General features: G+C 58.6%; 24 protein-coding genes and 2 pseudogenes. 23 read left to right on the top strand and 3 right to left on the bottom strand.

Annotated elements, in window-relative coordinates; genetic code table 11:
• Positions 1-123 precede the first annotated feature (123 nt).
• A complete protein-coding gene (locus DYST_RS10915) occupies positions 124-759 on the top strand; it encodes an RIO1 family regulatory kinase/ATPase (protein ID WP_239952102.1) in 636 nt (211 codons plus the stop codon).
• Positions 760-1030: 271 nt separating this feature from the next.
• Here the strand turns inward: DYST_RS10915 and DYST_RS10910 are convergent, their stop codons facing one another.
• On the bottom strand, positions 1031-1930 hold the full coding sequence (locus tag DYST_RS10910) for a LysR family transcriptional regulator (protein WP_239951836.1): 900 nt from the start codon (positions 1928-1930) through the stop codon (positions 1031-1033).
• Between the two features lie 116 nt (positions 1931-2046).
• Between DYST_RS10910 and DYST_RS10905 the strand changes: the two genes are divergently transcribed.
• A complete protein-coding gene (locus DYST_RS10905; protein ID WP_239951835.1) occupies positions 2047-2649 on the top strand; it encodes a short chain dehydrogenase in 603 nt (200 codons plus the stop codon).
• A gap of 68 nt (positions 2650-2717) precedes the next feature.
• Here DYST_RS10905 and DYST_RS10900 read toward each other — a convergent pair whose 3' ends face one another.
• A complete protein-coding gene (locus tag DYST_RS10900; protein WP_239951834.1) occupies positions 2718-3494 on the bottom strand; it encodes a ferredoxin--NADP reductase in 777 nt (258 codons plus the stop codon).
• A gap of 765 nt (positions 3495-4259) precedes the next feature.
• Between DYST_RS10900 and DYST_RS10895 the strand changes: the two are divergent.
• From DYST_RS10895 to DYST_RS10845, 11 genes and pseudogenes are all read left to right on the top strand, one after another.
• Positions 4260-5519, top strand: a pseudogene (locus tag DYST_RS10895) (IS110 family transposase).
• A gap of 418 nt (positions 5520-5937) precedes the next feature.
• A complete protein-coding gene (locus tag DYST_RS10890; protein ID WP_239951833.1) occupies positions 5938-6279 on the top strand; it encodes a ribonuclease E inhibitor RraB in 342 nt (113 codons plus the stop codon).
• A 77-nt stretch (positions 6280-6356) separates the two neighbouring features.
• Positions 6357-7517 carry an IS30 family transposase gene (locus DYST_RS10885; protein ID WP_239952101.1) on the top strand — a complete coding sequence of 387 codons (1161 nt, stop codon included), beginning with the start codon at positions 6357-6359 and terminating at the stop codon, positions 7515-7517.
• 49 nt (positions 7518-7566) lie between these two features.
• Entirely contained in the window at positions 7567-7791 is a 225-nt protein-coding gene (locus DYST_RS10880; RefSeq protein WP_239951832.1) for an Imm32 family immunity protein, read from the top strand.
• 59 nt (positions 7792-7850) lie between these two features.
• A complete protein-coding gene (locus tag DYST_RS10875) occupies positions 7851-8294 on the top strand; it encodes a DMP19 family protein (protein WP_239951831.1) in 444 nt (147 codons plus the stop codon).
• A 98-nt stretch (positions 8295-8392) separates the two neighbouring features.
• Positions 8393-8833, top strand: a complete 441-nt coding sequence (locus DYST_RS10870) for a hypothetical protein (RefSeq protein WP_239951830.1) — start codon at positions 8393-8395, stop codon at positions 8831-8833.
• A gap of 72 nt (positions 8834-8905) precedes the next feature.
• Positions 8906-9256, top strand: a complete 351-nt coding sequence (locus tag DYST_RS10865) for a hypothetical protein (protein ID WP_239947289.1) — start codon at positions 8906-8908, stop codon at positions 9254-9256.
• Positions 9257-9381: 125 nt separating this feature from the next.
• Entirely contained in the window at positions 9382-10413 is a 1032-nt protein-coding gene (locus DYST_RS10860) for an IS110 family transposase (protein ID WP_239947282.1), read from the top strand.
• Between the two features lie 402 nt (positions 10414-10815).
• Positions 10816-12237, top strand: a complete 1422-nt coding sequence (locus DYST_RS10855) for an Ivy family c-type lysozyme inhibitor (protein WP_239951828.1) — start codon at positions 10816-10818, stop codon at positions 12235-12237.
• A 349-nt stretch (positions 12238-12586) separates the two neighbouring features.
• A complete protein-coding gene (locus DYST_RS10850; protein ID WP_239951826.1) occupies positions 12587-12949 on the top strand; it encodes a hypothetical protein in 363 nt (120 codons plus the stop codon).
• Between the two features lie 633 nt (positions 12950-13582).
• Positions 13583-14212: a hypothetical protein gene (locus DYST_RS10845; protein ID WP_239951824.1), complete on the top strand. Its 630-nt coding sequence runs from the start codon at positions 13583-13585 to the stop codon at positions 14210-14212.
• Positions 14213-14313: 101 nt separating this feature from the next.
• Here the strand turns inward: DYST_RS10845 and DYST_RS10840 are convergent, their stop codons facing one another.
• A complete protein-coding gene (locus DYST_RS10840; RefSeq protein ID WP_239951822.1) occupies positions 14314-14508 on the bottom strand; it encodes a hypothetical protein in 195 nt (64 codons plus the stop codon).
• Positions 14509-14939: 431 nt separating this feature from the next.
• Between DYST_RS10840 and DYST_RS10835 the strand changes: the two genes are divergently transcribed.
• The 10 genes and pseudogenes from DYST_RS10835 to DYST_RS10790 all read left to right on the top strand — a co-directional run bounded on the left by DYST_RS10835 (position 14940) and on the right by DYST_RS10790 (position 26208).
• On the top strand, positions 14940-15629 hold the full coding sequence (locus DYST_RS10835; RefSeq protein ID WP_239951820.1) for a hypothetical protein: 690 nt from the start codon (positions 14940-14942) through the stop codon (positions 15627-15629).
• Positions 15630-15771: 142 nt separating this feature from the next.
• Complete coding sequence (locus tag DYST_RS10830) at positions 15772-16950, top strand: IS30 family transposase (RefSeq protein WP_428993974.1); 1179 nt, start codon at positions 15772-15774, stop codon at positions 16948-16950.
• A 3-nt stretch (positions 16951-16953) separates the two neighbouring features.
• Positions 16954-17384: pseudogene (locus DYST_RS10825) on the top strand (IS3 family transposase); the annotation flags it as partial.
• Positions 17385-17904: 520 nt separating this feature from the next.
• Entirely contained in the window at positions 17905-18915 is a 1011-nt protein-coding gene (gene galE / locus DYST_RS10820; protein ID WP_343214874.1) for a UDP-glucose 4-epimerase GalE, read from the top strand.
• 915 nt (positions 18916-19830) lie between these two features.
• The gene (locus DYST_RS10815) at positions 19831-19995 is read left to right on the top strand and encodes a hypothetical protein (RefSeq protein ID WP_239951816.1); all 165 of its coding nucleotides are present in this window, start codon (positions 19831-19833) and stop codon (positions 19993-19995) included.
• 77 nt (positions 19996-20072) lie between these two features.
• Positions 20073-20921, top strand: coding sequence for a hypothetical protein (locus DYST_RS10810; protein WP_239951814.1), 849 nt, complete (start codon positions 20073-20075; stop codon positions 20919-20921).
• A gap of 143 nt (positions 20922-21064) precedes the next feature.
• A complete protein-coding gene (locus DYST_RS10805; protein WP_239951812.1) occupies positions 21065-22153 on the top strand; it encodes an ATP-grasp domain-containing protein in 1089 nt (362 codons plus the stop codon).
• Positions 22154-22196: 43 nt separating this feature from the next.
• The gene (locus DYST_RS10800) at positions 22197-22751 is read left to right on the top strand and encodes a hypothetical protein (protein WP_239951810.1); all 555 of its coding nucleotides are present in this window, start codon (positions 22197-22199) and stop codon (positions 22749-22751) included.
• An 83-nt stretch (positions 22752-22834) separates the two neighbouring features.
• Positions 22835-24109, top strand: a complete 1275-nt coding sequence (locus DYST_RS10795; protein WP_239951808.1) for an HlyD family secretion protein — start codon at positions 22835-22837, stop codon at positions 24107-24109.
• Positions 24109-26208, top strand: a complete 2100-nt coding sequence (locus DYST_RS10790; protein ID WP_239951806.1) for a peptidase domain-containing ABC transporter — start codon at positions 24109-24111, stop codon at positions 26206-26208. The genes DYST_RS10795 and DYST_RS10790 overlap by 1 nt, the downstream gene beginning before the upstream one ends.
• Positions 26209-26265: the final 57 nt, after the last annotated feature.

Genomic DNA, 26265 nt, shown 5'->3' with positions numbered 1-26265 from the left:
ATCCTCCGTCTCTGACGGCGCAGCATATCGGCATGGCGATGCACCGTGCATACGTAGGTTCGGCGACAATGGGGCAGCCGATGTCAGGCGGATAGTGACGTTCTTGTGGATACCTCGCGCGACATACTTTTGAAAGCCGACGAACTCGGTCGCATCGAAATGACCGCGCGCGGTGGCGTGCGCGTGATCCGTCGCGACGTCATGGCGGCGCGTTGGTGGGCCCGCGCCGTTGCGCGCCGTGCCGCCGCGCGCGAAGCCCGTGCGCTGGCGAAGCTCGATGGCATTGACGGCGTGCCCGCGTTGCTGGGTTGGGATGGGCACGAACTATTGCGCGGCTACATCGCCGGTGCGCCCATGCAGCAGGCTCAGCCGCACGATCGCGCCTATTACCGGGAGGCGTTGCGATTGTTGGCGCGACTGCATCGTCGTGGCGTTGTGCACAACGATCTTGCCAAGGAGCCGAACTGGCTTGTTCGCGCCGATGGTCGTCCCGCAGTGGTCGATTTTCAGATCGCATGGACGCGCGGCAAGCGTGGTGCCTTGTTCCGCCTGCTGGCACGTGAAGACCTGCGACACCTGCTCAAGCACAAGCGCACCTATTGCCCGGACGCATTGACGGCGCGCCAGCGCGTCATTCTCGATACCCCTGCAATGCACTCGCGGGTGTGGCGCGCCACGGGCAAGCGTGTCTACAAACTCATCGCGCGACGTGTGTTCGGTTATTGGGACAATGAAGGGCAGGGGCGCATACGCGATTGAGGTAGCGGCCCTCCTTCGAGGAGCGCATCTTGTGCATGTCGCGCTCCTTGGGGCCTGATTACGATCTCGCTTGAGCGAAATTTTTCCTCACCGTCATTCCGGCGCAGGCCGGAATCCAGTGGCCGCTACATTAGGTTTTCGCGAAGCAGGTCCTGAAATATGGTCAACCCTCGCGACCATTCAACGTAATCGCTACTGGATTCCGGCCTGCGCCGGAATGACGGTGAGGGAAATGAGCTGCGCGGAGATCGTGAATAAGCTTTTAGCGCTTCTACCGAGCAGTATCCGCGCCAAAGCGTTCCAGCAAAAACTCGATCATGCTGCGCAGCTTGGCTGTCGGCCGGCGATCCTGCGCATACAGCAGGTGCATGGGCGTTGCCGGCGGCGCCCATTCGGGCAACACCGCCATCAAGCGTCCTTCGGCAAGATCGTCCGCGAGTAACACTTCCGGCTGCAGCACGATGCCCGCACCATGCAGCGCCGCGACACGTAAGGCATCACCGTGGTCCACCGAAAGCCGGCCCTGCACGGGCACGTCGCATTCCTCGCCACCGGGGCCCAGCAATCGCCACTGATCGCGACGACGCCAATTGGTCAGGCCAAGGCAGACGTGTTTTGACAACTCCTCCGGACGCGCTGGCGTGCCATGTCGTGCCAGGTATTGCGGCGACGCGGCCAGCAGCATGCGATAGGGCTGTAGTTGGCGGGCGACCAACAGGGGGTCATCCACTGCACCGATGCGGATACCCAGCTCGTAGCCTTCACCCACCAAGTCGTAGACACGATTGTCGAGTGACAACTCCACGCTGACGTCGGGGTAGCGTTGCAGGTACTCGGTGAGCGCCGGGGTAAGTCGCCGGCTGCCGAAACTCATGGGGGCGGTGAGGCGCAGTCGTCCTCGGGGCGTGGCCTGCAGTTCATGGGCGCTGCGCTCGGCCAGCTCCACATCGGCCAGCACCAGCTTGCAGCGCTCGTAGTAGAGCTTGCCGACCTCGGTGAGCTGTTGGCGGCGCGTGGTGCGATGGAGCAGGCGGGCACCCAGCCGTTCCTCGATGGCGCGGATGTGCTTGCCGGCCATGGTGGGGGATACGCCGCTCGCTTCGGCAGCGGCGGCAAAGCTGCCGGTATCCACCACCCGCACGAACATCGCCATGCTCGCCAGCGTATCCATGATTGCAAACCTGCAGTTTGGAATGGGTGGAATAATGGCACGTTTATTGGAGTACGGGAGAAGCGGAGACTGGGGCATGGCGACCCATGGGGGCCGCAGCTATCGAGGTTCCATCCATGCGAATTCTGCTTATCGGCGCTAGCGGTACGGTCGGCACGGCCGTCGCGGGGGCACTGGCCCCGCACCATGAACTCATCCGCGCCGGCCGTCATTCCGGCGACGTGCGCGTCGACCTTACCGACATGGCTAGCGTGGAGCGCATGTATCGCGAGGTGGGCCAGCTCGATGCGGTGGTCACCACTGCGGGCAACGTGCATTTCGGCGAGCTGGCGCAGACCACGCCCGCGCAGTTTCTGTCCGGCCTGCAGGACAAGCTGATGGGGCAGGTGAATGCGGTTATTGCGGGCATCCCGCATCTGCGCGATGGTGGCTCGTTCACGTTGACCAGCGGCATCACCGCAGTCGAACCGATCAAGCTGGGCACGAATGCCACCACGGTGAACGCGGCTATCGAAGGTTTCGTGCGCTCCGCCGCGACGGAACTGCCGCGCGGCCTGCGTATCAATGCGGTAAGTGCGACGCTTCTCACCGAGGCACTAGAGGCTTACGGCCCGTACTTTCCCGGTTTCGAAGCCGTGCCCGGCGAGCGTGTGGGGCAGGTTTACCGACGCAGCGTGGAGGGTGTGGTCACCGGGCGGGTGTACACGATCTGGCAGTAATCGCGGCAGCCGAAACGAAAGCGGGAGCGCACACCGTGCACTCCCGCTGAAACAAGCGATCGCGTGGCTTACTTCTCGACGAACGCGCGCTCGATCACGTAATCGCCCGGCTCACGCGTACGCGGTGATACCTGAAAGCCGCGCTCATCGAGCAGCGCGCAGGTGTCGTCCAGCATCGAAGGGCTGCCGCACAGCATCACGCGATCGGTCGCCGGGTCGAGCGGCGGCAAGCCGATGGCTTCGCTCATCGAGCCATTGACGATGTTGTCGGTGATGCGACCCTGGTGACGGAACCCCTCGCGCGTCACCGTGGGGTAATAGACCAGCTTCTCGCGCACCAGCTCGCCGAGGTACTCGTGCTGCGGCAGCTCGTTCTCGAGGTAATCCATGTAGGCGAGGTCGTTGACGTTGCGCACGCCGTGCGCGATCACGATTTTCTCGTAGCGCTCGTAGGTTTCCGGGTCGCGCACCAGACTCATGAACGGCGCCAGGCCCGTGCCTGTGCCGAGCAGGTACAGGTGCTTGCCCGGCTTGAGGTCGTTGAGCACCAACGTGCCGGTCGGCTTGCGGCTCACAATCAGCGGGTCGCCGGGCTTGAGGTGCTGCAGGCGGGAGGTCAGCGGGCCATTGGGCACCTTGATGCTGAAGAACTCCAAGTGCTCTTCGTAGTTGGCGCTGGCGATCGAATACGCGCGCATCAAGGGGCGGCCATCCACTTCCAGGCCGATCATCACGAATTGCCCGCTGTCGAAGCGGAAGCCAGGGTCACGCGTCGTGCGGAAGCTGAAAAGACTGTCGTTCCAGTGGTGCACGTCAATCACGTGCTCCGTCGCCAATGCCACCATTGCCGGTTACCGTCCTAAAAGAATCAGGGGAGCTGCGGGCAGGGTACCGACCATGCCGGTACCGGACTCGTGTGGGGAAGGCGGAAACCGCTGCGCCTGACGAGTGCTGCCGCAAGTGCAGCGAAGTGGCCATTATGCCATCGGCAGGCGGGTCATTCATGCAGGGGAGCCCGGCACCTCAGGCCGTTGCGTCAACCTGTCATCGAAAGCCGGTTTCGGTGGTCGGAAAACAGCCCGGCAAGCCAGCCGGTACAATGGGGCGCATGTCAGCCCCCACCCAAGCCCCGCGGCAGCCGATCCAGAAGGACGACTGGCGCCTCACCGTTGCTCCGATGATGGATGGGACCAACCAAGGTATATAAGCCTTTTACGGCAACAGCTTAGGGTTGCCGGATTTCCTCGTGTTGCACTCTTGTTGCCCCAAAGGCCTTGCCGCCGAGCGGCTGGGCCTTGCCGTGCTCATGGCGACTCGGCAAGCTCGGGATGTCCGCTTTCGACCCGGTATAGGTATTCCGCCCCGTTCTCAGTGACCATGTCACGGCGGCCAGGTAGCTGGCCGCGAGGGCGGGACTTGCACCGGCAAGCTACGAACATTTCGACCCAAACATGCGATGTTCGCCGCTTCGGATTCGAGCTGGCCGGTGCGCTTGAGCTCTTCAACGAATCCTCAGGGAACGCCGCCTGGTCGGCTCTCTGTATCGACTTCGCCGAGCTCGGGCATGCACGTCTCGACAGCTGACGCACGCGGCGAGGTGGACCATGGGTATGCCAAGCGATGCCGGTTTTACGGCCTTCATTGGACTGGACTGGGCGGATGCCAAACATGATGTCTGTTTGCAACCCGCGGGCAGTGACGTGCGCTAGTTCGGCACGGTCGCGCATCAGCCCGAGGCGATCGAGGTGTGGGCGCGCGCGCTGCATCAGCGCTTTGGCGGGCGCATCGCCATCGCCTTGGAGCTGACCAAGGGGCCGGTGGTGTACGCCTTGCAGAAGTACGATTTCATCGTGCTATTTCCGATCAATCCCAGCTTGCTGGCGAAGTATCGCGAAGCGTTCAAGCCCAGTCGGGCCAAAGATGATCCGACGGATGCACAACTGGCGCTGGAGTTGATGCAGCGCTATCCGCACCGCTTTACGCCACTCCAACCGCAGAGCGTGGCGATGCGCACCTTGGGGTTCCTGGTCGAGCAGCGACGGTTGCTGGTGGATGACAAGAAGCGTCTGGTCAATCGGCTGGGCCACACGCTCAAGCAGTATTATCCTCAGGTTTTAGATTGGTTTGATCAGCATGACACGATTGTCTTCAGTGACTTCGTGCTGCGCTGGCCCACGCTGAAGCAGGCGCAGCGTGCACGTAAGTCCACGCTCGAAGCGTTCTTCCGTGCGCACAACGTGCGATCCGCCAAGGTCATGGCCGGGCGTGTGCGAGCCATCCATACGGCGACGCCGTTGACCGACGATCCGGCGGTGATCACCACGCATCAGTTGCTGGCTATCGCCCTGATCGAGCAGCTGCAGGTCGCGCTGCGCGCCATCGATCGCTTCGATCAGGCGATCGCGGCCTTGGCCCCCACGCTTCTCGATTACGCGCTCTTCGATGCCTTGCCCGGCAGTGGCCCGATCCTCACGCCGCGCTTGCTGGCCGCCTTCGGCGAACAACGCGAACGCTTCGCTCGCGCCGAGCGACTGCAGCGCTACTCGGGCGTCGCGCCGGTCACGCAGCGCAGCGGCAAGAAAAGTTGGGTGCACTGGCGCTGGCAGTGCCCCACCTTCATCCGCCAGACCTTCGTGGAATGGGCGGCACAGACCATCAACAAGTCCTTCTGGGCCGGCGCCTTCTATCGCCAGCAGCGCGCCAAGGGTAGCCCGCACCAGGTGGCCGTCCGCGCCTTGGCCTTCAAGTGGATCCGCATCCTGCATCGCTGCTGGCAGTCCCACACACCCTACGACGAGTCGCGCTACCTTAAGGCCCTGCAGCGCCGCGGCTCGCCCTTGCTCGCTGGACTGGCTTCGTCACATAGTTGACGGAACGGCTCAGGGCGTGAAGCGGACATTGCGATATTTGATTGGGTTTGGGCGAGGGGCGGCATGGGGATGGCGCGGGAATGGAACCTACGTTGGCGACAACGCCTGGGCATCGCGTGCCTCGCAGTTGCTTACTTGTTGGTTGCTTGGTTTTGGAGTAGGCACCACCAGTCAATCATGTCTTCCGCTTACGACTGCGGGGCGATGTTTTTGATCCTGGCGATTGTTCCAAGCCGAACACGGTTGTGGGTTGCTTTCTGCATAGCGCTTGCCGTGCCATTTTTCGTACGACTTGCGCTGAATTTCTCACAGTAGTCATCAGAGACGAGTGTCCGCTTCCGACCCAAAGCACACCTTACGTATTTGAGTGAACAACGGGCAAAAATGTCGATTCGACAATGGAAAAGGGAGCGATAGGATGTCTGTGGTCAAAATCTTGATGGATGGTGCTGCTGCCGACACGGACGTACTGAGGACGTTGGATCGTCATGGGGATGACTTCAGCATCCCTCGCGACGTCGACTTCAAATTCCGCGCCGATACGAAGGAAAAGGCAGAGATCGTCGCCGGCTTCTTGAACGATCATAACTTTGCTGTCGCCGTCGTGCAGTTGAGCAACGGAGAACACAGTGTTAACGCTGCCCTGTATATGTCCGTTCAACAGAATCTGATTCTGTCCGTGTCTGGGTTCATGGGGTGCGTAGCCCAACTATTTGGCGTGGGCTATGACGGATGGGGATGCGCGCCACAGAAACGATGAAACGTCCGCTTCCGACGGCGGCCTCAACCGGTCGATGCAACACACTGACGACTGTGCAAGCAGCAGGAGTGTTGCCCATGAAGCACCGCACTCGAATCTATTACACGGAAAACCAGAAGTCGCAGATGTGGGATCGTTGGCAGCGCGGTGAGTCGCTGCATCAGATCGCACGGCTGTTTGATCGGCACCACTCGTCGGTTCGCGAGATTCTCGCCGCGTCCGGCGGCATCCGTCCACCGTTGCGTCATCGGTCGGCACGGGCTTTGACCTTAGCCGAGCGTGAGGTCATTTCACGCGGGCTGGTCACCGCTCATTCCGTCCGCACCATTGCCATGTCACTGCGGCGCGCGCCCTCGACCATTAGTCGTGAGATTGCCCGCAACGGCGGCGCGGCGGCGTACCGTGCCAGCCAGGCGGACGAGGCGGCCTGGGCCAGAGCGCGACGCCCTAAGCGCTGTAAGCTGTCCACGCATCGGCTCTTGGCGCGATGCGTGGCGGCCAAGCTCCAGCACCATTGGGCGCCGCAGCAGATTGCTGGATGGTTGAAGCTCTCTTATCCCGACGAGTCGAGCTGTCAGGTGTCACACGAGACGATCTATCGCACGCTTTACATCCAATCCCGCGGAGCCCTGAAAAAGGAGCTTCTCGCGCATCTTCGGCGATCGCGCGCAATGCGCCGTTCGCGCCATCACACGCAAAAGACCGACGACCACGGCAGGATCACTGGCACCGTCTCCATCAGTGAGCGACCGGCGTGTGTCGAGGATCGCGCCGTGCCCGGTCACTGGGAAGGTGACTTGCTCTTTGGCAACAAGACCAGTCAGATCGCCACGCTGGTCGAACGGCACACGCGTTACGTCATGCTGGTCAAGGTGGATCGGCGTGACACCGAGACAGTGATCAATGCGTTGATCAAGCACGCACACAAGCTGCCTCGGGAGCTGTACAAATCGCTGACGTGGGACCGCGGCTCGGAGATGGCGGACCATCGTCGTTTTACCTTGGCCACCGATATCCAGGTCTACTTTTGTGACCCGTACCATCCGTGGCAACGTGGCTCCAACGAGAACACCAACGGACTGCTCAGGCAGTATTTTCCCAAGGGCATGGATCCGTCGGGTATCACGCAGGCCAAGCTCAATGCAGTTGCGAGAGAGTTGAACGAACGACCGCGAGAAACGTTAGGCTTCGAAACACCGGCCGAACGATTTCAACAAGCTGTTGCATCGACCGGTTGAGGCCGCCACCCAGAGTGGACAGTTCGGAAAATTGCGAATCGAGGGCGGCATGAAGCTGTTTGGATACGAGGAAGGGAACAAAGAGCAGGAGCGGCCCATGCGGCTCGTGGAAGCCAGCATCCTGACGAACCCGACCGAGCTCAGGGCGATTGCCAGGGTGCTCGCTGAATTGGCGGATGAGATGGAAAGCCACAGCTTTGACCATGTGCACCTAGCCGACAGGCTTTCGGGGTTAGGTGATGATGTAGACCTAATCGTGGTCAAGGCGAGTTGACCAATAGCTTGAGAGTCAGCTTCCGACCCGAAGCGGACGTGTGTCACGAAGGAATATCCATGGATACGGATGTATTGAATTTTGCCAGTGATGCGGCCTTTGCCCGGCTCAAAGATGCCGGCGGGGATCTAAGCTCTCTCTCGGTAGCATTGCGGACCTTTGTAATGGTCTACAGTGCCCAGGGCATCATTGACAATGGTGGCCTTGAGTATTTCTACCTCAAGGACTTTGATGGACAACCCGCTTACGATGAGTTCGTCGAGGCCTACGCAAGGATTGGTGCAAGCTCTGCAGCCAATTGCATAGACCGCTCCTCTCGCCTCTTTGGCATCAGCGACCCTCATATGCACGAGGCGAAGCGAGAGTTGTTTCTGATGGACGAGACAGGCAAAGGTTTGCAACAGCTCAAATTCTTAAGTGATGCGATCTGCCGTGATGCTTCGGTTTGGGAATGTTTGTGTTCGTTTGTCGCGGCGAATCGCACCGAATTCGACCCGATCTAGTTTGGATCAAGTGCCTGCTTTCGACCCGTAGCGGACATGACCAACAGGACGAGTTCTAAACTCAGGGTATCCCCGAGTGAAGATACATAAGGAGCATCATGCGAAAGGGCGCAAAGATTGCACTATGGTCCGTGGCTGCGATGTTGGCACTCGCAGGAAGTGCCGCCGCCGGCTTTTACGCAGGGATCGGAGTTGGTGCGAGAACCATCGGAGCGATAGCGGAAGGTAATAACGCTCACGAAGCGCTATCCGAAGTCAGATCTTCCATGGTTGCGCTGGAAAATAATGATCCAGACCTCGCGCAGCATCAGCTGGCTATTCAACTGCGATCGGCTCTCGTTCAATTGGGTGCCTTGTCGGTAGCAAAAACGTATGTTCAGTGCACCGGGAAGGAAAAGAGCGCGCTATCTGGCGCGGCTTCTTATGTGGCATCTCATCCTGATCCGAAACTTTTTAGCTCGGCGCCGTTTCTGATGGATGGTTTGAAATTCTGTGAATCCAAAGAGAACGGTACAGAAAAATCGGAAGCCGGCAAATAGTGAAACTGTCCGCTTCCGACCCGAAGCGGACACCCCCATATTGCCAGGCACTACCCAAAGGAGCAGGGCGACGTGACCTTTTCAAGCGGCTTCCTGAAAACGGTCTGTGCGGCAGGCATGACAGCGCTAGTTAGTGTCAACGCGGGGTGCGCGTCGTTGAATCCGTATGCAGTGGCGGGCGCGCATATGCTCGACCCTCCACATGCGAAATTCTGCTGGGTGAAGAAGGGCTCGCCCATTTTTGGGCATACGGAGAATTGTGAAAACGATCAAGCGTCCGCTAGCTTGAAAAAGTGCTTGGACAAGCTTGAGCAGACTTCCCACTGGTTCAGTCCATCGGACGAGGCAGAGGGAAAGATCATGCAATGCATGAACAGCGAAGGCTGGGATCGTGCTCTCATAGAAGGGGCCATCCTTGGATGAGATGGGCTGTCTGGGCGGACGTCCGCTTCCGACCCGAAGCAATGAGATGGCCTCCTCTCCGTCTTCGGCATCAAGTGCCAGACTGGAAGCGATTGAACCAGTCGTTGGCGAAGAGGAGTCCACCCATGAAGCTTACGCGCATTGGAGTCGACGTGGCCAAGCAGGTCTTCCAGGTCCACGGGGTCGATCGACACGAGCAACCGGTATGGCGTCGCCGCTTGTCGCGAGATCGTTGGTTGAAGGCCGTCTCGGAGGTGGCCGAGCCGGGATGTGTGGTCGGCATGGAAGCCTGCGGTGGTGCGCACCACTGGGCGCGCGAACTGCAGGCGCGTGGTTTTCGCGTGAAGCTGATAGCGCCGCAGTTCGTGAAGCCGTATGTAAAGAGCAACAAGAACGATGCCAATGACGCCGAAGCGATCTGCGAGGCGATGAGTCGGCCGAGCATGCGCTTTGTGAGCGTGAAGAGCATCGACCAACAGGATCTGCAGGCGATGCACCGGGTGCGATCGAGCTTGGTGGAGCAACGCACCGCGAAGGGCAATCAGATCCGCGGCCTGGTCGCGGAATACGGGTTGGTGGCATCCAAGGACATGTCGTCGCTGCGGCATGCGATCCCTGCGTGGCTCGAGGACGCTGACAACGGCCTTAGCATGCGCTTCCGGCAACTGCTCGAAGGGCTATGGCGAGACCTCCGCATGCTGGACGTTCGCATCGTAGAACTGGACGGCCAAATCAACGAAGCGGCCAAGGCCAACCTCGATGCGCGTCGGCTGCAACAGTTGCGTGGTGTTGGCCCCGTGGTCGCCACCGCACTGATCGCGTGCGTGGGCGATGCCAAACAGTTTGCCAACGGCAGGCAGATGGCCGCGTCATTGGGGCTGACGCCACGGCAGCACAGCTCCGGCGGTAAGGATCGTCTGTTGGGCATCAGTAAGCGCGGTGATACCTACGTCAGATCGTTACTGGTGCATGGCGCCCGCGCGATGCTGCGGACGGCGCCGTGCCACGACGACTCGTTGAGCCGCTGGGTCACCCGCCTCTCCGCCCGCGCCCATCCGAATGTGGCCTGTGTGGCGATGGCCAACAAAACGGCGCGCATGGCCTGGGCCATGCTACGCCATGGCACCAACTACCAACCGGCGCTGGCGGCCGCCTGAGAGGAACGTCCGAAAGCATCTCTTCAACGATTGCGAAGCCCCCGAGTGATGACGTACCGGTCGGACCGGCGTCGGCAAAACCCTGAAAGGTCCGTGTGCTCAGAGCACGCCATAGCGATTGGGCGCCGACGCGCGACTAGCTCATCGTGGCCCGGCACCGCCTGACGGTGCAGCGTTTAGAGGCCGGATATACGTAGGCAGTCGACACGGACGCCAGAGCTAGGGGATGCTTGGCAAAGGGGAGGAGTCCATATACGGACCTTACGGCACCACATTGCTCCACGCTATGAAAGTGCTAGACCTTTGCTTATTCTTCAACCGAATGCTGCCTGCTCTGCGGCAATAATCGGCAGCCGAGGGATATTCGTCAGGTTGTTGCACCAGGGGAAGGGGAGAGGTCTCATGGCACTTATTGAATGTCCTGACTGTCATTCGCAGATCAGCGATGCAGCACCGGCTTGCCCGAAGTGTGGAAGGCCAAACGGGGCGTTACCGCTCAAGCCTGCGGGGACACCAAGCCCGACCAAATTTGTGGAGCCACCCAAGAAACGCTTGGCAATGGCACCGGTGCTGATCACTTTGGTATTGGCCGTCTTGGCGGTGCTTTTCTATTCTCGGGACGGGTCGTCCCCTTCGTCACGTTCGGACACCACTAGCTCTTCCGTCCCAGCCAGCCAGAGGGCTGGTTCTCACGAAGATGGTGCTCGTGGTGCCGAGCCTCCAAATGGTTTGGCTCCCCCAGCTCCTGAGATCATCGATATATCTGCGCCACAGCTCTTCGGGGAGTATCAGGCCAATGAAGTGCTCGCAGACACGAAATACAAGGATAAGTGGATCTACGTCCATGGTGTCGTGGTGCGTATTTCAAAGGATTTCAGTGATGATCCTTATGTTGAGCTACTTGGTACTGATGAGTACCAAACTGTCCACGCCAACTTTAGTAAGGCCGCCATTTCTCAACTTGCTACCCTGAGAAAAGGGGAGCAAGTCTCAATCATGTGCCGCGGCAAGGGGATGGTTATTAGTTCTCCGATCCTCGATTGCTCGCGCAGCGATGCACCGGCGCCGCCTACGGCGCCTGCTCCGCCTGCGACTCCTGCTCCGCCTGTGGCCACCGGAACTGCGTCGACAACGACAGAGGGGGCAGTTGGGCAGACCTTCCCTGCAAGTTTCGACTGCACCAAGGCTAAGTCCGACGCCGAGCATCTGATCTGCAGTGACGCAGAGCTGGCTGCCGAGGATGTGCAACTGGCAGCCATTTATGCCCAGGCTAAGGCAGCAGCGTCTGACCAGTCAGCCTTCAAGGACCGCACCAGGGCACGGTGGAACTACCGTGAGAAAATCTGCCATGACCGAGAATGCCTTGTGCAGTGGTATGCGGACCAAAAGGCAGAGCTCTCACAGATCGTTCAGACAGGACAGGTCACTCAAGATGACCAAACCTCAAGAAGCAGTGCGGCCCTATCAAGGATGACTAATGCAAGCGGCGCCTACATGTTCGATCTTTGCAAAAGCGATCCGCTCTTCAAAACGAAATTTGAGGCCATTCTTTCCTCAAAACAGCGCCCAGAATGGATTTCTGCTTGTGGAGATGGAGTGCAATCGCCATCTAAGTCCATATCCGTTGGCGGTGAACGGTTCGTGATGTTTTCGGCCTGTAAGCCGCACGAATGCACGAGCCAGCAGATCATTGTTTTGTACAACGGTAAGGATCTGTACGGCGTGCTGGTTAACTCCGACGAACAGGGTAACGCGCATCCTGAATGGATTACGCCCGTTGATCCAAAGATTGAGCCCTTCGTTTCTCAGTTAGTTTCCGGGTAACCAAACTCTGGGGAGAGGAAACTGTGCCGTCGACTGGATCGGCTATGACCCGCTCTGGGACAGCATGGATCCGTCAGGTTTCTATAACGTCACCGTCGACGCCACAATCGACCCGCATGTCGTGAAGGTCGAAATGAGTGGGCCGTGTGTACCGGGAAAGACGTGCACGCCTGAGGCTGATCGACGTGTTCGTCTGACCTATCGATTGCAACCGGCGGCACTTGGCTGGCGAATTTCAGATATTCAAAGGGAAGCTCACGGATCACTGAAGGCCGCTCTTCTGAGAGCGTTGAGCGAGCAATGATGCGTCCGCTTCCGACCCAGAGCAGACATTAGAACGGAGGGGTGAATGGATCTGATTGCGCTGCGAACTGCCGTCGAAGACGAGATTGAGAACTACGTCTACGAGATTCATCCCGAAGCGATCGGGCAACCGCTGTCCCAAGAGTGGGTGGGCGCCCAATTGGCCGCGATGCGAGCTTCGCTAGTTCAGCCCGCCTGGCGCGACATAAGAATCCGGGACTCGTATGAGCAGGTGATGGGCACGGCAGAGTGCGAGATTCGGTCGTGCGTCCTGGTTGCCGATGACCAAGAGGGTTACGAGCTCTATTTCGATCCCGCCCAAGGGAACTTCGTGTTGGCATACTCGGGCAATCCGCCGGTAACCTTTAATGTCCGGGGTGATGCTGTCGGGTGCTTCATGGCACGCTAGACGAACCGTCCGCTTGCGACTGCGGATTCAACCGGTCAACGCAACACTTTGATGAAATCGTTTTTCGTGGAATATCAATACTCTACTCATTCTTGGCAGCCTCTCTAACGATTCTGCTTTGCCAATAGGTCGGATTACCCCCGGATTTAAGGTACTTCCAGCCTGCTGGCCAGCGAGCGATGAATCTGAGCCTGGATGCCGTGGCAACGCACCTTCTGCTGACACAGTGTCGGGGTGTTGCGTTGACCGGTTGAAATCGCAACCCGGAGCGGACATTCCCTTCAAGTAGTGTTGGCTTGTCGTAGTTCACGGAGGAATTATGAAATACATAGTCGGCTACACCCTCGGTTTGACCTTTGCCGCGTTGGGCATGTTTTTAGGAGTCTACTTCGCGTGGAAAGGCTTCTCCTCCGAACCTTACAGTGGACTTGAGTTGGGCTACTTTTGGGGTTACATGGGCTGTTTTTTGGGTTGTTCTTGCGCCGTCATAGGGGCGTTGACGGGGCTTTCGCTAAAGAGCCATTCGCACAGATCGGCTCTCTCCTAAAAGCGGCGTAAAAAAAGTCCGCTTTCGACCCACAGCGGACATCACCGATCCTGGGTCACTCCGTTGCGCGTCACTAGGGGGGGCGAATGTTCGGATCTTACGAGGCACGTCGAAAGGCGGCGCTAGCGGGAAAAATCAACCTAGTGCCAATGCAGGCAACCTTCGCAGTGGCCCTGATTCTTAGTTACCTTGCTGGGGCTGTTTTCGACAAGGTGAGCGACCTTGCGATAGCTGGGGGCATCAACGATTTCGGTTTGGCTCACATTCCAGCAGTTGCGCGGGCCGCTAATGTTTGTCCGACACCCGGAAGATGCGTTTTCGTCATGACGACCCAATGGTGCCTGTTACCTCTATATCTCGGCCTACTATTCGTTGGCTATTTCCCATTCTCAAGGACCTTCAGGGTGGGGATGGACCGGAGCGGTCGGAAGAGGCCTAGCGACAACTTCGCATTCTTGAAGCTGGTAGCAGCCGCAGCATTTATCGTCGCGACCATTCTTGGAGATCTATCGATCATCAATTTTCCGACGATGTTTAACGGCGGGTTGATCGCGAAGGACTCGAGTCACTTTGGAGTGGCTGCTCTAGTTTCCAGCCGAGTGACATTGCCTTTCATCTCTTGGTTCGCAGTCGTGTTGACCGCCTTGATCTATTGGCTACCCTTCGTTCTTGTGGCGAACTACAAGACTTACATGCGCGCTGCCGCGGGGGATTGAGGTCCGCTCCCGACCCATCGCGGACGTCGCGGATATCCGGAGCGAGGCGATGACTGCTAGGTTTTCGGCCAAAACGTATCGGGGGGGCTTGGGGGCATGAATCAATCTGATGGCGTTGCTCTTTCGGAAAACGCTTTTTGGGCCAAGCGGGCCTTGCCAAGCTTTTTCACCGTCGCATTTGCCCTCATTTCGCTAGCGTTGTTTGTACGCGGTGAGGCACTATCCATTGCCATTTGGCCAATGATCATCGGCAGTGTCGGCGCCATCTTGATGTGGGCACCGAAGGCGAGATTCATGGATGTCGTACTCGACAACGGTCGTTCACTGATCGTGATCCGTGGAGACCGACGCGCTGAGGTCCCCCTGAGATCAAATCGGGTCAGTTAAGGAAATCAGCGGCAGGGCGAGTCACGTCGTTGTGGGTCTGACGGTCCCCTGCGCCTTCGGCAAGAAGATTTCCTTTTCCCATTCCCAACTGTCGTCATGGCCTGATTCGCCGGTCAGCAAGCGCATGCGAGAGCTCGCTAGGGGCGCGGGAGGTCCACGCGCATAGGCAGGGTTGTCGTCTGTGCCTTAATGTCTGCTTCCGACCCAAAGCAGACATGCCAAACTAAGTCGCCAGGTACATCGTTCTTGGTAAAGCTGCGCCACCTGACGGATAGACGGGGTGTCGCATTTCACCTGCAACCGAGTTTGATCGCGGGCTGACAAACAGGAGCTTTGGTAGATGAGAGCAGGGACTTTGGTGTTCGCGCTTATCGCTGCCCTTCTTCTTTCAGGGTGCGATGGCACCCAGGCATTTGACATGGATGGCAGGCAGATTGGCGTCCCTGTCCCCAGTGGATTCAAGCCGACCAAGCAAGACATGCCATCTGTTTTCAAAAACATCGTTAGCCGAACATTGCCATCGACCGGACGCATGGTTGAGTTCTACGTCGACAACGAAGACGCTCGATCACTGAAGTCACATGAGGATCCGGTGTTTCTGAAGAAATCACGTTCCGTCACCTACATCAAGGAAGGTCGTGACTTTACTGCTGGTGACTTTGCGAGCCTCAAGGCCGAGATGCTCGCCGGCGGAGGTTCGTATGTGGCGAAAGGCGTGATGGCGCAGAACCAAAGAGACGAGCAGCAGTCCCAGCGAACGGGGGATGCCCCCGTGGTCCTCAGTGATGGCCGGTTTCTCGGAGTTTTTCTTGACGATGGTAATGCCATTGGGAGGGCCCATCTTGTCGACGAACGTGTGGGCGCTTTCTCCAGGCCGGCTATCCACGCCGTCGTGGCATTTCGTGTTCGCGACAGGGGCATAGTGCTCAAGTGCACGTCAGCAGTGACGTCGGAATCGGATATCAGGACGACGGAGAAGCAATGCGAGGACTGGGCCGGTGCAGTTATGAGGACCAACGCAGGCCCCTGATGCCGCTGCGCCACCGGCGCCTTCATCAGGCCAGTATTGTGTCAATTCAAGTCACGCTGGGCCCCAGATCGGGGCGCTCGGGATGTCCGCTTCCGACCCGAAGCGGACAGCATGGGCGATCAGAGGAAGCTAGAAGGACCTAATGCAAAAGCTAAGTTTGGCGGACGCATGTCCGACTATCGACTACGAAATTCACCTGACGGACGGTGAGCCCTATAGAAGCAGTCGGTCTTTGATCGTGAGCTTTTCCGGACGCTACCGCGATGGCTCTGCAGGAGATCCAGATGCGATCCTGGCCGAAACGGGTGGCATCCGGCCGCCCACGCGTCACCGGTCTGACCGGGTGTTGACGCTTGCCGAGCGCGAAGAGATTTCACGGTCGCTAGTGGCCGGCCGATCCATTCGCAGTATGGCGGCGGGGTTGGGCCGGGCGCCCTCGACGATCAGTCGGGAGATCCGACGCCATGGTGGCGCGGATCGCTATCGGGCCATGGACGCGGACCAACGCGCGTGGGATGACGCCTGTCGCCCCAAGCCCCGCAAGTTGGCCCGGCATCGAACCCTGGCGCGCGTCGTAGCCGCTAAGCTTCAGCAGCAATGGGCACCGGAGCAAATTGCCGGCTGGCTCAAACGCACCTACCCGGCGAATGAGGCGCTTCAGGTGTCGCACGAGACGATTTATCGAAGCCTCTTCATTCAGGCGCGTGGAGCCCTTAAAAAGGAGCTCTTGTCGCATCTTCGTCGCACCCGAGCCATGCGCCGCTCGCGCCATCACTCGCAAAAAACCGATGATCATGCACAGATCACCGGTGCCATCTCGATCCGTGAGCGTCCCGCCGAAGTCGAAGATCGAGCCGTGCCTGGGCACTGGGAGGGTGATCTCTTGTTGGGTGGCAGGCATAGCCAGATCGCCACGTTGGTCGAGCGGTGGTCACGCTATGTCGTGCTGATCAGGCTGGAGGGCAAGGACAGCGAGACCGTGGTTGACGCGTTGATTAAGCACGCCGCCAAGCTTCCACGTGAGCTATATCTATCACTGACCTGGGATCGAGGATCGGAGCTGGCTCAACACCAGCGCTTTACGCTGGCAACGGACATCAAGGTCTACTTTTGTGATCCGTACAACCCTTGGCAGCGTGGATCGAACGAAAACACCAATGGGCTATTACGGCAGTACTTCCCGAAGGGTACCGATCTATCGGTGTACTCTCAGGCTAAACTCGATGCGGTAGCCAGGCGATTGAATGGACGTCCGCGACAAACACTGAATTTCGAAACACCAGCCGAGCGATTCCAACAATGTGTTGCAAGGACCGCCTGAAGTCGCAACCCAGAGCGGATAGGTGGTGGTGTCTACGGCGCGCGGCGCGTGCTTGGCGATTTGCGCGAGGCTGGCGAAGTGTGTGGCAAGCATTGCGTGGAGACGATCATGCATGCTCAGAAGATCAAGGCAATTCGCGGCTGCTGGGTGCCTCGCCGTATCGTCGGGCGTCCATCAATCATCGCCCTAATCGCCTGCGGCGGCAGTTCACTGTCGATCAGTCCGACCAAGCCTGGGTCACCGAATCGTTCTTCAGCAGTCTGAAGAAGGGGTGCATTCGCAAACGCGTGTACAAAACCCGTGATCTGGCCCGCGCCGATGTCTTCGACTACATCGAGGTCTTCTACAGTCGAACCCGTCGTCACAGCCATCTCGGTGGCGTCAGCCCCGAGGCCTTTGAGAAGGCCTCATTGTGGGGCTGGTCGGTGTCGTAAATCCCGGGGCAGTCCACTTTCTAGTGTTGACGATTTATAGACATTTTCCGTGCTTTATTCTTTCGAAATACGTTGAATAATGTCGTATTGTTTGGCTCGGCCAAAAGGGTTGTGTGCAGCGCCGCAGCAAGTCCGGGCTTGCCGATGAATCACTTTTCCCAGCCGGTCCCCGCACGCACCAGTCAACGCCGAGCCAAAGACATGGAGAGCCCCCTATGTCCGCGAGAACAGGAGCATCGCACGTTGCTTGGTTCCCTCTGGGGTTACCAATGTGTACGTCCGGGATCCTGCTGCAAGGCGAACTCAAATCAGGGTGGTACGAGCAGTGGCTAGCACGATCTTCGCTTGACGAAGAAGCTGGTTTGAAAGGAGGTGCCGGGGCAGCGCCAGCTCTGCCGTACATGGTGTATTTCGGGATCGCGCCAATCCGGCAGGTTCAGACGTAGATGCGACGTGCAGGCATTCCCTTCGATCGCTCGAAGGATCAAATCATTTCACGCAGTATGCGCGAGGCAATCATCTGAACGTCTTAATAACCGGCGGCGCGGGATACATCGGTCGACATACCTGTGTGGAGCTACTAAACGGCGGACACGATGTTTTCGTGCTCGACAACTTCTCCCGTAGCCACTTGTCTGCCATCGATCAAATTCAACACGCTTCTGGGCGGGCGCCAATCTGCATAAACATGGACATATGCGACAGTCGTGTCCGCACCGCGTTCAGGCGCCACGACTTCGATGTAGTCATCCATCTGGCCGCACTGAAGTCGGTTGAAGAGTCCGCACAAAAACCATTCTCCTACTTTCACAATAATGTTCATGGAACCGTGAACGTTGTCGGTGCCATGCTGGCATCCGGGTGCCATAGGCTCATATTCAGCTCATCCGCAGCTATCTATCAATCGAAGGCTTGCCTCTTGACGGAAGAGGCACCGGTCGGTGCAACGAGTCCTTACGGAAGGACTAAGTTGATCGGTGAAGAGGTCGTTCGCTCGGCCTGCGTTGAAAATTCGGCATTCAAGGCAATCGTCCTTCGGTACTTCAATGTGGCCGGCTCGCATCCCGGTGGGACGCTTGGTGCGCCGAATTCACTTTGCCAAAGCGATCTATTTTCGTCACTTTGTGATGTGGCGCGAGGTTGGCGATCAAGTCTTGACGTCTACGGTACAGACTATCCGACGCATGATGGAACGGCCGTGCGCGATTACATCCATGTGGACGATGTCGCGCTCGCGCATCGAGTTTCCGTTGACTACCTTGCATCTCCCGTGTCGCCATCGTGCTCGACCTTCAACCTTGGCAATGGAGCCGGTTATAGCGTGCTGGATGTCGTTAAAGCCTTTGAAGTCGCATGTGGCAGGGATATCCACGTTAGATTCGAGGCTCGACGCACGGGCGATATCCCACAGAGCTGCGCTGACGCCACTCGCGCGGCATTGATCCTCAAGTGGGTGGCACAAAACGACCTATCACGCATCTGCAGGGATGCATGGCGTGCTCATCAGCATGCAATAAGTCAGGCTTCATGATGATGATTCTTGATGTCGATATCACATTGGTGATGGTTACTCACGACACGTGTCCGGCATGGTTTGCTCGAGCGTTTGCTTCCGCAGGAAGATTCCATCGCGTTGTCCTGATAGATGCCCGCGGTACTGCCTGATCGAACGTCACCGCAACGGACGTCCTACCTGTTGGTGTTGCGCCGCGGAAGAGAGCCAATGAAGCCAACTCGCCTGCGTCGATGAGCCCCGAGGCTCGAGCGGGATCAATGATCGGGCGGTTTGATTCGCAGGGCGGCATGCGAAGTGATCGCGCGTCGTCTTCAGCACTACCCCATGCCGTGGCGCATGCGGAGGTCGAGTGATCGTCATCGCTGGTTGTCGTGGGGCATGGCCATCCCGCCTGATCCGCTCCGCACTTGAGGGCGAGCGTCGGCGCTTCGAAAGTGATGTGGCTGGAAGTCCGCGATCAAGACGGCAAGGCATGCTTGGAAAGGTTGTTTTTTCTTTCATATATCGTCACGAGAGATTCACATTGTCCGTGATCTAGTCAAAACGTCTTTTGTTTATGTTCGTTTATTAACTATTTTTGGCTGTATCAAGGACGAAATGGCTTTGATAACTAGCGCTGCCAATGATGGCTGTCGATTGTTTTCGTTTGCAAGGGCAGCACGAAGCGCCGTGAATGGCGAGCCCTCCCGTGACGACGAGCTGCAAAGGCTCGCCAGGTCCTTGGCGACAGGGACGGAAAGCCGCCCTCGCATCATCAGAGCGAACAGATACGGCGCGTCAGTTCTTGGTCGCGCGGCTTTCATGCGCCTGACGACAGTCGCCAGGCCGCAGGGGACCGACCTATGGGATCGATTCGGCGAAGCCGAAGTGAGCGCGGCACGATCCGCGTAAATCTAGTACCTACCTGCGTTACTCAGAGAGGAGTTAGTTATGAAAGTGGAAGTCAAGGAACGCATTCTCGGCCACTCGCTGGCTCGTGAAATGACCGAGGAAGAGTTGCAGTTGATTGCCGGTGCAGGCCCGACCAAGCCTCCTTTCAACACCTACTGCTGGCAGGGCAGCGGTCCGTCCATTTGGGACGACTGGCGCGCCTGATAGGAACTTCTAGATCATGGACGGGGGTGCCATCCGGCGCCCTCGTCTTGAAACCCTATACGCGGCCGGACACCAGGATGAGTGCGAAACCTATTCTTCTCGCCATGGTCGGTACTGCCATGCTGTGCTGCGCATCTATGGCCTTCGCTCAGAATCTCAACATCTCCGACGCCACCCGTGAGTTGCAGGAATCCTGGAATAAGCACCCGTTGCTGGTTGTGGGCGACATGCACGGCAGTCGCGAGATACCGGCCATAGTCGCATCGACGTTGGAGAGCAGTACTGGGCGCGTGCTGGTGGCGCTCGAGTTGCCGCATGACGAGCAGGAGCTGGTCAATAACTACATAGACAATAAGGTCGATGCGAGAAAGGCGCTCCTTGCATCAGCTTTCTGGGCGCGTCCTCTGAATCGCCAGGATGGAAGGTCATCCCAGGGAATGCTTGAGCTTCTGTCTACCATCCAGGGGATGCGGCGCGCGGGAAAGCATATAGACGTCGTATGCATTGGCGGATCGGAAGGATCCCAGGCGATTGATGCCGCGATGTATGCACGGCTGACCCAGGCAAGGGGCGCGGGACAATTCGACAGGGCACTGGTTTACGTCGGCAATGCGCATGCTGCTGCATTTGATGCGCCCGACGATCAAGCATCGCTTGGCACGCTTCTGCGATCGAGCAACCCGCTGATCGTCGATATCAGCTCGCGATGCGGCAGCATTTGGGCCTGTGGAAAGGAAGGCACGTGCGGTGTCATGTCGATGGAGCACATGACCTGCGCGGAAACAGGGGGTGTCGCCAGGAAGAGTGGAGAACGGCTGGGTGCAGACAGCTTGCTGGTGCTGCCGGCTTTTCATGCATCGCCTCCAGCGATCACCACCGTTCAATCGATTCATGACGTCGGGAAAAACGGCCATGAGGGGCCGTAAGGAAGCCTGGCGCTGACGCAGCAGTGCTGCTGACGATGGTCTTGATGATCGCGAGACGCGGAACGTTATTTCCGCGCCGGCCATCGATGTGCGCTAGGTATGTCGAATCCAAGAGCAGGGAAGGGGTTCCTATGATTCTACTCATGACGCGACTGGAAGACGCGCACGCCAACGCGGTGTGCTGGGCGCTTCAGCGGCAAGGTGTGCCATGTGAAATCTTTGACATCTACGACGTCGTTGCCGGTGGATCGGCCACGGTTCGCGATGACATGGGCGTCATTTCATGGCGATGCGAGAGAAAGGGTGAGCTGATCGAGGTCGAGCTGGAGAAGGTCGCGTGTGCCTGGATGCGTCGGCACAACCGAGAATATTTCGACTTCAGTCGTGTCCATGCGGATGATCTCGAGGCCGTGAAAAGAGAGCTCGCCGCTTTCTCGGATTCGATCCACGGTCTTGTCGCGCTACGTGCAAAAGCCTCGATCAATTCACTGGCTTCACGGTTTTCGGGAAGCCTGAAGACCAACCAGATCAAGATTGCCAACGACGTAGGGTTGATCACCCCGGACACGCTGATTTCAAACAACCCCAAAGAGGTGGCCATATTTCTCGATCGCCATCAGCGAGCCATCTTCAAGCCGTACAACCAGAACATCTGGTCGGTTGGGGACAATTCGTCGGCGGTACAGCATGCCGCTCTGGTGGATCGGTCGATCCTCCTGAGGCCGGAAGCGATCTCCCTTTGCCCCGGCATTTATCAGTCGTATGTCGAGAAGGCGTATGAGCTACGCGTCGTCGTGATGGGCTCGAAGATCCACTGCGCAAAGATCGACTCGCAATCCGTAGATGTTGCGCGGGTAGATTGGCGTAACGATTACATGCAGCGCGTCGACATAACCCGATACGAGGATCTTCCCGAAGCCGTGTCTGCGAAGATACTCGAATTCATGCGTCGCATGGACCTTTCGTTCGGATGCCTGGACATGGCTGTGACCCCGACAGGGGATTACGTGTTCTTCGAGGTCAATGAGCAGGGGCAGTTCCTGTGGATCGAGGAGCGCGCCCCGGATATGCGGTTGCTCGAACTGTTCGTGCGCTATCTGTGTGAATGCGCGGGCATCACGTCGTCTATTGAGGTCACTTTGAACGACTACTTCCAGTCCAAGGAGTGTCTGGAGCATGACGCGTTCTATAACCGGCGCTATCGGATCGACGCCGCGGCGGCCGTGTCATGAGGATGGCTGGCCTACCGCTCCGGAAGACGCCTGGCGCTGCCGGATGCAAGCGCTGATGGTGTCCTCGACATTTCGCCGCTGGCTCAGCAGCAGCCCAGCCCTTTCGATAGCCCTTCAGACGCTGTTTGTTGCCGGCTGTGCGCAAACCGGTTCGATTCCGCCGCCGCCTCCGCAAGGGGATTCCACCTGGAAGCTGGATGACAGTGCCGGCCTGCATCGATACGAATTGTCAAAAGGCGACCAAGCCAGCGGAGGCAATGTCATCCAGCGTGTCTCGCCGATATACCCGGAAAGCCTTCTTGCTGCATGTGCACCCGTGGTGGAAGTCCACGCGACGCTGATCATCGATGAGGCGGGGCGCGTGAGCGAAGTGAGGGTGGCCGATGAAGGAGATGCAGGCCAACGCCTCCGGATGTTCATCGATGCGGTCCGCGCCGCCTCATTGCAGTGGACCTTCCGGCCACTGGAAATACACCACGCGGCTCCGGACGCCGGCGAACGCAAGGCTATGCTCGGTGATGCGCGTCCCTTCAGCCTGGCATACGTCTTTTATTTTGAATGCCATGACGGAGCCGCCGACGTGAGCACGGATCATTAGAGCCTACGACAGAAGTTGAACAGTGCACGCCGACTGGGTGGGTTCAGTGTTTGCTGCGGCGATGAAAATACCTATGGATCGATATGTCCGAAAGCCTGTTTAGAAAAGAGGTTATGGCAGCTCGGCAGCATGGCTGGCTTGGCTCCGTACGCATCCAGCCGCCACGACTTGGATGGTTTTTCCTTGCCTTGGGGATGCTGACGGTTCTGATGATCCTGATCATCATGACCGAAGCCCATTACACTCGACATCAACAGGTCGAAGGCTCTCTTGTCCCTGCGGAAGGATTGCTCACCCTAGCGCCCACGGCGCCAGGCATCGTGACACGCGTACTGGTGCGCGAGGGCGATGCCGTTTCCGCTGGGCAGCCCCTGTTGGAGATATCTGGTGAGCAGGTGAGCGCGTCACTGGGGGATACGCATGCAGCGATCACGGCGGATCTCGACATCAAGCGCGAACGCCTGTCGGCTGACTTGCGCGAGCAAAAGAATCTGGCTGAGTTGCAGGCAAAGGACCTGCGCGAGCGCCAGGCGCTCCTGCGTGATCAGATTACGCAGATTGATCAGCAGATCGCTCTGCAAAGTCAGCGGGCGGATAGTGCTTCTTCGCTGTACGAGCAGTGGTCCAAGGCAGAGGGCTCGGGAGTGGTCAGCAAGTGGCAGGTGCTTCAGCAGAAAGACGTCGCGCTGCAGAACCAGGTGGCACTGAAGCAACTGACGGAGAAGATCTTTCAGCTCAAGCAGCAGGACCAGCAACTGCGGGGGCAGCTCGAACAATTGCCGGCCGCCATGTCCGGCAAGGCCAATGACATTGCGCGCCAACTCGCGGACGTGGCCCAGCTAGCCTCACAGAACGAAGTGCAGCGCGCGTTGGTTCTGCGCGCACCGTTTAGCGGCACGGTCGCTAATGTCATTGTCCACCCGGGGCAGGCAGTGGCGGCGCAGCAGTCTCTGATGATAGTGCTGCCGGCCAATTCGAAGCTTCTCGCCGAACTGTGGGTCCCGACCAGGGCCATCGGCTTTGTTCGTGAGGGCGGTCGCGTCGTGATTCGCTATCAGGCCTATCCCTATCAGAAGTTCGGTCAATACGCCGGCCACATCACGGGGGTATCCCGTAGCGCTTTGTCGGCAACCGAGGCGACAAGACTGCTGGGGCGAGAGGTCAAGGAATCGCGCTATCGCGTGCTTGTGGCCTTGGACAGCCAGGCCGTCATGGCGTATGGGCACGCAGAGATACTCAAGCCCGGGATGACCCTGGATGCAGACGTGCAGGTCGACCGTCGACGGCTGATAGAGTGGATCACCGAACCCCTGCGGGGCGGGCACGATTCCGTGGTGACAACGCAGGGAGCGCTCTAATGGCGGACGGTAGCGATCTACCTGTTTGGGGGCGTGGCCGCGAGCTGCCTCTTGTGATGCAGGCCGAGGCGGCCGAGTGCGGCCTGGCCTGCATCGCGATGATCGCGTCCTATCACGGGCACGACACCGACCTGGCCGCCTTGCGACGTCGCTTCCATACGTCGCTCAAGGGAACGGATGTCACACGATTGATGGGGATAGCCAATGCGCTGGGATTCGAAGCGCGCCCGCTCCGAGCCGAACTGAACTATCTGCCCGAGGCTCAGTTTCCCTGCATCCTGCATTGGGACATGGCGCATTTCGTGGTGTTGCATCGCATCTCCCGTCGCGGCGCGGAAATCTACGACCCGGCTCGCGGTCGCTATTGGATCCCACTGGCTGAGGTGAGCAAGCACTTCACCGGAATCGTGCTTGAACTGATACCGGGTGCGAACTTCAAGCCCATGAAGGAGCGCGAGCGCGTCTCCCTTCGCATGTTGACGGGGAAGATCGTCGGCTTGCGTCGAGCCGTTATCCAGGTGGTTGGTCTCGCGCTCGCCATCGAGGCCATGTCCCTGGTCTTTCCCTTCCAGATGCAATGGGTGGTTGATCAGGTGCTTCTGTCGTCCGACACTAGCCTTCTGTTTGTGCTGACGGTCGGCTTCCTGATCGTGATGACCTTTCAGGCGGCACTGGTCGTTGCACGGGGATGGATTCTCAGTTGGCTGGGTGCCAGCTTGAACGCGCAATGGACCACCAACCTGTTCAGTCACCTTCTCAAGCTTCCGATGGACTACTTTGAGAAGCGCCACATGGGTGACATCGTCTCGCGATTTTCATCGCTTCAGGCAATACAGAACACGCTTACCGGCGGCTTTGTCGAGGCGGTGCTGGATGGCGTCATGGGGTTTCTGGCATTGGTCATCCTGTGCCAGTACAGCATGCCGTTGACCGCCTGCGTGCTCGTTGCGTCGTTGGCCTATTCTGCATTGCGATGGCTGCTGTATCGGACATTGTGGCGCATCAACGAGGAACAATTGGTCTACACCGCCAAGCAACAATCGGAGTTGATGGAATCGGTGCGCGGGGTGCGCTCCATCAAGCTGGCGAACAAACAGAACGAGCGAAAGGCCCGCCTTTCCAACGCCACGGTCGAGGCTGCGAAGCGCGGCATGTACAGCCAGCGGATCACGTTGACCTTTGGTGCGCTGAACCAGAGCCTGTTCGGTATTCAGCGGATACTGCTGATATCCCTTGGTGCCTATCTGGTGATGAAGAACCGGTTCTCCGCCGGCATGTTGATCGCGTTCGTGGCCTATGCCGACCAGTTCGCCACCAAGGTTGGCGGGTTGATAGACAAGATAGTGGATCTGCGCATGCTTCGGCTCCACGCGGAGCGCATCGCGGACATGGCACTGCATGCGCCGGAAGCAAATGTCGCTGGCTCGAACATCGGAGCGGAACCCGAGCCAAGTATCGAAGTCAGCGGACTGGGCTTTCGCTATGCCGATGGCGAGCCATGGGTGCTCAAGGATTTCAATCTGACGATCGGGGCGGGCGAGACTGTCGCCATTGTCGGCCCCAGTGGGTGCGGTAAGTCCACGCTAGCCAAACTGATTCTCGGCTTGCTGGAGCCTTCCGAGGGAGTAATCAGGGTGGGTGGGCTGGATATACGTAACCTGGGGCTCGAGAACTATCGGAACATGGTCAGCGCGGTCATGCAGGATGACAACCTGTTCGCCGGCTCGGTCGCGGACAACATATCGTTCTTCGACACGCACGCTGATCTTCAGGACATCATCAGCGCGGCCAAATCCGCCGCAATCCACGCTGATATCGAGGCCATGCCCATGCGCTACGAGTCGCTGGTGGGCGACATGGGATCGAGCCTGTCGGGCGGGCAGAAGCAGCGGCTCATCCTTGCTCGTGCCATTTATCGTCGGCCGCGGATCCTTCTCTTGGATGAAGCGACCAGTCACCTAGATGTCGAGAAGGAAACCATGGTCAATGCCATGGTGAAGGATCTCCGCATGACGAAGATTGTGATAGCGCACCGACCGGAAACCATACGGATGGCCGATCGCGTCGTCCGCATCGATCTTCCTTCAGTTTCACGATAGAAGTACACCCGATGCCAACGTTTGATTGGCAAATCGAGAGCGAACGCGAGTTCTAGG

Source organism: Dyella terrae, assembly GCF_022394535.1.
In the GTDB taxonomy this organism is placed as follows: Bacteria; Pseudomonadota; Gammaproteobacteria; order Xanthomonadales; family Rhodanobacteraceae; genus Dyella.
This window is presented reverse-complemented; position numbering and strand designations above follow the sequence as displayed.

Bases quoted from the DNA above. Each gene is read 5' to 3' on its own strand.
- DYST_RS10810 (WP_239951814.1), top strand. From the start codon at position 20,073: ATGAGTGCGAAACCTATTCTTCTCGCCATGGTCGGTACTGCCATGCTG.
- DYST_RS10885 (WP_239952101.1), top strand. From the start codon at position 6,357: ATGAAGCACCGCACTCGAATCTATTACACGGAAAACCAGAAGTCGCAG.
- DYST_RS10905 (WP_239951835.1), top strand. From the start codon at position 2,047: ATGCGAATTCTGCTTATCGGCGCTAGCGGTACGGTCGGCACGGCCGTC.
- DYST_RS10880 (WP_239951832.1), top strand. From the start codon at position 7,567: ATGAAGCTGTTTGGATACGAGGAAGGGAACAAAGAGCAGGAGCGGCCC.
- DYST_RS10855 (WP_239951828.1), top strand. From the start codon at position 10,816: ATGGCACTTATTGAATGTCCTGACTGTCATTCGCAGATCAGCGATGCA.
- DYST_RS10840 (WP_239951822.1), bottom strand. From the start codon at position 14,508: ATGAATCTCGCCTTCGGTGCCCACATCAAGATGGCGCCGACACTGCCG.
- DYST_RS10795 (WP_239951808.1), top strand. From the start codon at position 22,835: ATGTCCGAAAGCCTGTTTAGAAAAGAGGTTATGGCAGCTCGGCAGCAT.
- DYST_RS10845 (WP_239951824.1), top strand. From the start codon at position 13,583: ATGTTCGGATCTTACGAGGCACGTCGAAAGGCGGCGCTAGCGGGAAAA.
- DYST_RS10900 (WP_239951834.1), bottom strand. From the start codon at position 3,494: ATGGTGGCATTGGCGACGGAGCACGTGATTGACGTGCACCACTGGAAC.
- DYST_RS10830 (WP_428993974.1), top strand. From the start codon at position 15,772: ATGCAAAAGCTAAGTTTGGCGGACGCATGTCCGACTATCGACTACGAA.
- DYST_RS10800 (WP_239951810.1), top strand. From the start codon at position 22,197: ATGCAAGCGCTGATGGTGTCCTCGACATTTCGCCGCTGGCTCAGCAGC.
- DYST_RS10850 (WP_239951826.1), top strand. From the start codon at position 12,587: ATGGATCTGATTGCGCTGCGAACTGCCGTCGAAGACGAGATTGAGAAC.
- DYST_RS10870 (WP_239951830.1), top strand. From the start codon at position 8,393: ATGCGAAAGGGCGCAAAGATTGCACTATGGTCCGTGGCTGCGATGTTG.
- DYST_RS10805 (WP_239951812.1), top strand. From the start codon at position 21,065: ATGACGCGACTGGAAGACGCGCACGCCAACGCGGTGTGCTGGGCGCTT.
- DYST_RS10790 (WP_239951806.1), top strand. From the start codon at position 24,109: ATGGCGGACGGTAGCGATCTACCTGTTTGGGGGCGTGGCCGCGAGCTG.
- DYST_RS10910 (WP_239951836.1), bottom strand. From the start codon at position 1,930: ATGGATACGCTGGCGAGCATGGCGATGTTCGTGCGGGTGGTGGATACC.
- DYST_RS10815 (WP_239951816.1), top strand. From the start codon at position 19,831: ATGAAAGTGGAAGTCAAGGAACGCATTCTCGGCCACTCGCTGGCTCGT.
- DYST_RS10860 (WP_239947282.1), top strand. From the start codon at position 9,382: ATGAAGCTTACGCGCATTGGAGTCGACGTGGCCAAGCAGGTCTTCCAG.
- DYST_RS10890 (WP_239951833.1), top strand. From the start codon at position 5,938: ATGTCTGTGGTCAAAATCTTGATGGATGGTGCTGCTGCCGACACGGAC.
- DYST_RS10835 (WP_239951820.1), top strand. From the start codon at position 14,940: ATGAGAGCAGGGACTTTGGTGTTCGCGCTTATCGCTGCCCTTCTTCTT.
- DYST_RS10875 (WP_239951831.1), top strand. From the start codon at position 7,851: ATGGATACGGATGTATTGAATTTTGCCAGTGATGCGGCCTTTGCCCGG.